The 5,078-nt window shown below is 48.7% G+C and carries 8 protein-coding genes and 1 pseudogene; 7 read left to right on the forward strand and 2 right to left on the reverse strand.

The annotated features are described in order from the left end of the window. Positions 1-861 precede the first annotated feature (861 nt). The 4 genes from GFC01_RS17425 (at position 862) to GFC01_RS17440 (ending at position 2,127) form a co-directional block, all read left to right on the forward strand. On the forward strand, positions 862-1,095 hold the full coding sequence (locus GFC01_RS17425) for a hypothetical protein (protein ID WP_152948422.1): 234 nt from the start codon (positions 862-864) through the stop codon (positions 1,093-1,095). 5 nt (positions 1,096-1,100) lie between these two features. Further along, complete coding sequence (locus tag GFC01_RS17430; protein ID WP_152948423.1) at positions 1,101-1,520, forward strand: type II toxin-antitoxin system VapC family toxin; 420 nt, start codon at positions 1,101-1,103, stop codon at positions 1,518-1,520. Between the two features lie 75 nt (positions 1,521-1,595). Next, the gene (locus GFC01_RS17435; protein ID WP_152948424.1) at positions 1,596-1,772 is read left to right on the forward strand and encodes a hypothetical protein; all 177 of its coding nucleotides are present in this window, start codon (positions 1,596-1,598) and stop codon (positions 1,770-1,772) included. Next, positions 1,759-2,127, forward strand: coding sequence for a nucleotidyltransferase family protein (locus GFC01_RS17440; RefSeq protein WP_207707644.1), 369 nt, complete (start codon positions 1,759-1,761; stop codon positions 2,125-2,127). The genes GFC01_RS17435 and GFC01_RS17440 overlap by 14 nt, the downstream gene beginning before the upstream one ends. A gap of 477 nt (positions 2,128-2,604) precedes the next feature. On the opposite strand, the gene GFC01_RS20260 is transcribed toward GFC01_RS17440, so the two are convergent. Both GFC01_RS20260 and GFC01_RS20265 read right to left on the reverse strand, forming a co-directional pair. Continuing rightward, positions 2,605-2,994 (reverse strand): zinc ribbon domain-containing protein, encoded by a 390-nt coding sequence (locus tag GFC01_RS20260; RefSeq protein WP_423244414.1) that lies wholly within the window; start codon positions 2,992-2,994, stop codon positions 2,605-2,607. Continuing rightward, positions 2,986-3,480, reverse strand: a pseudogene (locus tag GFC01_RS20265) (IS607 family transposase); the annotation flags it as partial. The pseudogene GFC01_RS20265 and the gene GFC01_RS20260, both read right to left, overlap by 9 nt. A gap of 324 nt (positions 3,481-3,804) precedes the next feature. Here GFC01_RS20265 and GFC01_RS17455 point away from each other — a divergent pair. The 3 genes from GFC01_RS17455 to GFC01_RS17465 all read left to right on the forward strand — a co-directional run. Next, the gene (locus tag GFC01_RS17455; RefSeq protein ID WP_152948425.1) at positions 3,805-4,080 is read left to right on the forward strand and encodes an AbrB/MazE/SpoVT family DNA-binding domain-containing protein; all 276 of its coding nucleotides are present in this window, start codon (positions 3,805-3,807) and stop codon (positions 4,078-4,080) included. Then, positions 4,077-4,499 carry a type II toxin-antitoxin system VapC family toxin gene (locus GFC01_RS17460; protein ID WP_152948426.1) on the forward strand — a complete coding sequence of 141 codons (423 nt, stop codon included), beginning with the start codon at positions 4,077-4,079 and terminating at the stop codon, positions 4,497-4,499. Before GFC01_RS17455 ends, GFC01_RS17460 begins: the two co-directional genes overlap by 4 nt. A 131-nt stretch (positions 4,500-4,630) precedes the next feature. Continuing rightward, positions 4,631-5,078, forward strand: a 448-nt coding sequence (locus tag GFC01_RS17465; RefSeq protein WP_194175026.1) for a transposase, incomplete at its 3' end; no start/stop codon positions are given.

A 5,078-nucleotide genomic window follows, 5' to 3' on the forward strand; every position in this document is an offset into this window, starting at 1 on the left:
ATTCCAGGATCAAATCGCTTCTCTTTTTCTCCACCAGGGGAAATTCGATGTTCAATTGCCGGATTACCTGCGTCTTTATCTGGCCGAAAAAGCGGATCAAGTCCTCTTCGCTGTCTGCAAAGAGTTCCTTCATCGTTGTGTCATATTTATCCTTTGGCATGTCGCCGGTCATCTATATCACCATCTTCATTTTACCAGGTAGTGGTCCGGGAAGCAATTATAAAGGGTTGCTTCCCGCTAAATGCTTTCAGCAAATCATCCGATGCCCCCGGCGGAGAAAATTCAGGAGGCGGCAAAGCACCTTCGCGACACGAAAGACGCTGCTGTCCTGGCCTCGGTACTGCTTACGAATCCGGACATTTTCGTGAGCGGGGACAAGGACCTGCATACGCCGGTCGTGCGGGCCTTAGCCCGTGTAGACAAGCATTAATGTTGCTGGGAAAGGGATGAAGCAACCCACGCATTGTTTTTTGCCGGATGTATTCTGAACTCTTACTTTGATTGTTACGTCTTGCTTGTCCTGGCCGCATCCAGAAACGTAAAGCTGGTCGCGGGCGACCGCCGCCTGTTCAACGCAGCCGGTGGGCATCTTCCATGGATCGCCTGGATCGAAGAATGGCAAAGGGAAGGTTAAGCCATCCCGGATGTAAGGTAAAAAATAAGCCCTTCCCCCACCGGGCCAATATTCTCAACAGATAAAACATCACGGATTTTACGCAGGGGCCCTTTACAGATATTCCTCCAACTCGGAAAGGCTGTCGATTTCAATGATGTTGTCCAGGATCATGCCCAGGGTAATATTGACAGTTAGCTGATGTTGTGTAATAATGAATGTGTAATTTTTAGGGAGGCCTGGTATTAATGCGCCGGATGCAGGTCGTGGTGGAAGAATGGCAATACGAGTTTCTTCGAAAGATGGCAGAAAGCCAGGGGAAATCGATTTCTGCCGTGCTGCGACAGATAATTTCCGGACATATGGAGCAAAATTTTGAGCAAATGAAGGACCCGCTCCTGGAAGCAGCAGGAATTGCCCAACCTCCGCCGGGGAACGATTTTTCCAGCGAAACCATTGACCGCCGCCTATATAAAGTGTGAGAGCAATGCGGCAGATTTTCGTGGACACCAGTTTTTGGTATGCGCATGCTTTTGCCGGCGATCCCCACCATAAAGAAGCAGTTGCATTTCTTAGCCGTGTTCCTGCCCCGCTAATAACAACCAATTTTATTTTCGATGAGCTGGTAACTATTCTGCGATATGATTTCGGACACCGGGTGGCTGTGGAATACGGAAAACGACTGAAAGAAAGCAAAATCTGCACGCTGGTACGCCTGCTGCCCACAGATGAAGAACATGCATGGGAGCTTTTCTGTAAATATAGCGACCAGAATTTCAGCTTTACTGATTGCACCAGCTTTGCCTTTATGCAGCGCCTGGAAATAAAAGAAGCCGCTGCTTTTGACGTTCATTTTGAAACTGCCGGTTTTGTTCGCCTGCCACCGGTGCCTTTAAAGAAAAAGTAGGTGACCTACAGTGATGCCGCCCAGATCAGCCGCCCGAACTGAACCACTGAACTGGCCGGTGAGCTGGCTCCTTTTTTGAGCTTCCGCCACCGTTACGGTTTTGATCTGGAGTGGGAGCGTATGGAATCCCTGGTTAAAGCCATGCCGGATACGGTGGAACATTTTCAGCGGACAATCAATACCTTTTTGGATATGCTAGCGGAGGCGGACGACAGGGAACAAAACGGTGGTGATCCCCATGGCCTACAGTGAGCAGGATCTGGATGAAATGCGGGCCGGGCTTTTAAAAAGGCGGGAGCAGCGCAAAAAGGAACTGGCTCAAAGGAAAGAGTTGGCCCTGGCCGCCGCCAAACGGGCCGCCGGTGTAGTCCGCCGGCATGGCGGTTGCCGGGTCTGGCTTTTTGGTTCCCTGGCCGGAGGCGGCCGGTTTGACGAACATTCGGACATCGACCTGGCTGTGGCGGGCCTGCCCCGGGAGGTGGATTTCTGGTGGCTCTACGCCGATGTGCTGGCGGCGGCGGAGCCATTTTCCGTGGATCTTGTGCCGGTGGAATCAGCCCGGCCGGAAATGCGGGAGAATATACGCCGGTACGGAATTGAATTATAGGCGTATCAAACTTCTGTTTCATTTTTGCTAGCAACTTCTATCAAGTAGCGATAAAAGTGATAGCAAAAGCAGTTTACGCTCTCCGAGAGGTTGGTTTTTTCCTGTTTCCGACTGGTAAGAAACAGGAACCGAACATCTGGAGTCCCGCCCGAAACAGTGACAGCCAAACCGGTATGTCATCCGGCAGGCCCGAAGGTCCACCGTCTTTATCCAACCTGACGGCTTCCAAACGGCGGGGTGGTATTGCCGCCTGCAGGCTCCCACCTGAAGAACAGGGACGGCTTGGCCGGACCGAAATACCGTTTACCGCGTATTCCAGTGCAGGCTACCCGGCAGTGCTCCGCTTTCCGTGGAAAGCGTCATCGTTAAAGCTGCTCTCGCATACAACCTTAACCAGTCGGCTATATGTTCCAACAGTCTTTCTCCCGCCGGGCCAATCCCTGTCCTTTCCCGGAAACATTCCGGGAGAATGAAAAGTTACCGGGCTTGTTTTTGTTGGTAACGCTGAAGAAGTATTTCTTTAACCTTTCGGTATGGTGTGTAACGGGTAATCTCAACGTCGAATAATCTTGCTTTTAGGTTTAATGCCGCCACGTGGTCTGCACCCGCTGCAAAGCCGCACTTCCGGCATTTGAACGTGTCACCGTGGCGGTTTCCGGAATCCACCCAACCACATTGCGGACACTGCTGGCTGGTATAGGCCGCGTTTACCGGTCCGGGATCGGTCACAGAATAAACATGATTCTTATATTCCAGCCGCTCTTTGATTATGTTCCGCTGCCAGTTGGATACCCTGCGTGAAAGCCCCTTGCTTTTGGCTTTGCCCCGCAGAATGGCCAGATCTTCATAGGCAACAATTGGCGAGATGTCTTCAGCCTTGTTGACCACAAGTATTTCACAGCCGAATTTGGCGAACAGGTCTTCCAAAAATTCAAAGCCGAAACGTACCAACCTATCCTTATGGGCGACAATTACTGTTTTGATTTCTCCCCGGGTGATCATGCCGCACAGCTTCAGGAAATTCTTGCGCTTATAGTTGAGGGCAGAGCCAACATCGGAAAGTATTTCGTCTATGGTTAATCCCTTGCCGGCGGCAAATTCTTTCAGGTAACGCAATTGGTTTTCCAGATCCGGCTTCTGGACGGCGGAGGATACCCGGGCATACAATACTATTTTCTTTGGTTCCTGGCGATTTTTTATCCCCAGCGCCCGGTATAACATTTCTTCAGTGTATCTTCGTTTATTGGTTGGCGTGCGTAAGGCGACCAGCCTGCCTTCTTTATCCCATGCACGCAGGGTTGATACGCTAACACCAAGTCTTTCGGCAAATTCGCTGACTGTATATAGCTTCATAAAATCACCGCCTAATATTAGTTTATATCAGGCGGTACTGGTTGGCAATACCTATTTGAGATATTTGTTAGATGGGAAGAAGCTGTTTTTCACCTCCCCTTTTGTTTCATCTACCTTGAAAATACATTTTCGTTCCTCTGTTGGTGCCGCCGCAGGCGACGTGGGGGTCTTGATAGCAACCAGGTTACGCTCTTATAGCGAAGCGCAGAAAGGTAAAAGGTTTCACCGGCCAGTTGCCGAAAAGTTTTTGCTCTTATTGACTTCCTCTCTGGAAAATATTATAATGCCATGGTAAGGATATCTTACTAAGAAAGGAGATCCTGCATGAACGATCAATTTGACGTAATCAGGATAACTTCAAAGGGACAAATGACCTTACCGGTACGGGCGAGAAAACGGTTGAACATCAAGGAAGGCGATCACCTGGCCGTTTATATACATGGTGAAGAGATTATCCTGCGGAAGTTTTCTCCATTTAAGCAAGCATCTCCTCAGGACGCGATTTTCCATTTAATTGGAAAAGGCCATGGTCCCGCTGATCTGTCTGAAAAACATGACTATTACCTGACACAGGCTAAGGAAGAGAGTACAAAGCAATGAACGTGCTGGTGGATTCCAGCGCAGTGCTGGCCCTGCTCAATGGCCGGGATCAATGGCATCCCGCCGCCGTGGCCGTCCTGGAACATCTTGTATCGGGAAAGGTCTGCTTCCTGATGACTAACTTCTTGATTGCAGAAACCCATACCCTTTTATTGTCACGTTTAGGCCGGGATATAGCCAGGGAATGGCTCCTTAATTACGACTGGAATATTATACACATTACCCGGGAAGATGAAGCCCTGGCCAGAGAAATAATAGGGAAATACCGGGACAAGGATTTTTCTTTCATAGATGCTACCAGTTTTATCATTATGCAAAAATACAATCTCAGGCTGGCATTTACATTTGATCAGCATTTTAAGCAATTTGGCTTTGAGAGACTGTCGAAAAACCCCCCAGGGCCATTTACCAATAAATAACATTCAGTAGTATTTGGTTATGATCTAATGTAAGATATTGAAATAAGGAGATAATTGCTCCATAAAGAAGGATAATCACCATTAATGTCGAATATTACCTCCAAAAGAAATCATTCTTTCTGGAGGTAACCATGTATAAGCCGACCAAAGGACAACAAATATCCTTGTTTGACTCTCGTTTTGTATGCGAGAATCTTTTTGCCAAGGACAGTATCTACCGGGAGATTCGCCAGATTTGTGATGACTTTGTACAAAAGATCGACTTCACACCGCTATACTGTCCGAACAACGGCCGGCCGGCACAACCGGAAATACTGATGAAAGCCCTTGTCCTGCAGCGTTTAGATAACTTATCGGATCGGGAATTGGAGCAAGCCTGCCGGTTTGACATCCGCTATAAGTATATCCTTGGTCTGGAGTTAGATGATATGGGCTTTGACCATAGCACATTTGGAAATTTTCGGGACCGCCTGCTGGAGTCCCAACAACACAAAGAGGCCCTTTTCACCCTGGTACAGATGATTACCGATGCCGGGCTGATCAAGAAAAACGAAAACCAGCGCACAGATTCTTTTCATA

It is taken from the genome of Desulfofundulus thermobenzoicus (assembly GCF_009428905.1).
GTDB classification, from domain to species: Bacteria; Bacillota; Desulfotomaculia; order Desulfotomaculales; family Desulfovirgulaceae; genus Desulfofundulus_A; species Desulfofundulus_A thermobenzoicus.